The organism is Streptococcus suis (genome assembly GCF_002960445.1).
GTDB classification, from domain to species: domain Bacteria; phylum Bacillota; class Bacilli; order Lactobacillales; family Streptococcaceae; genus Streptococcus; species Streptococcus hyiners.
Genome location: NZ_POJD01000239.1, coordinates 1 through 324 on the forward strand (window position 1 = coordinate 1; position 324 = coordinate 324).

Consider the following 324-nt stretch of genomic DNA (forward strand, 5'->3'; position numbering starts at 1 on the left):
AGGATGTGACACCAAATGACCGTCGGAATGCCAAGGCTGTAAACTTTGGTGTCGTCTATGGTATTTCAGATTTCGGTCTATCCAATAACTTGGGGATTACACGTAAGGAAGCTAAAGCCTATATCGATACCTATTTTGAACGCTTCCCAGGAATTAAGAATTACATGGAAACCATTGTTCGTGAGGCACGTGATAAGGGTTATGTAGAGACGATTTACAAACGCCGTCGTGAATTACCAGATATAAACTCTCGCAATTTCAATGTCCGTAATTTTGCGGAACGAACAGCCATCAACTCACCAATTCAAGGTTCGGCCGCAGATA

The 324-nt window shown here is 42.6% G+C and carries 1 protein-coding gene; it reads left to right on the plus strand.

The genetic code is table 11. From position 1 onward, the window contains the following. On the plus strand, nucleotides 1-324 hold a 324-nt coding region (locus C1G53_RS09115), incomplete at both ends, for a DNA polymerase (RefSeq protein ID WP_238139133.1).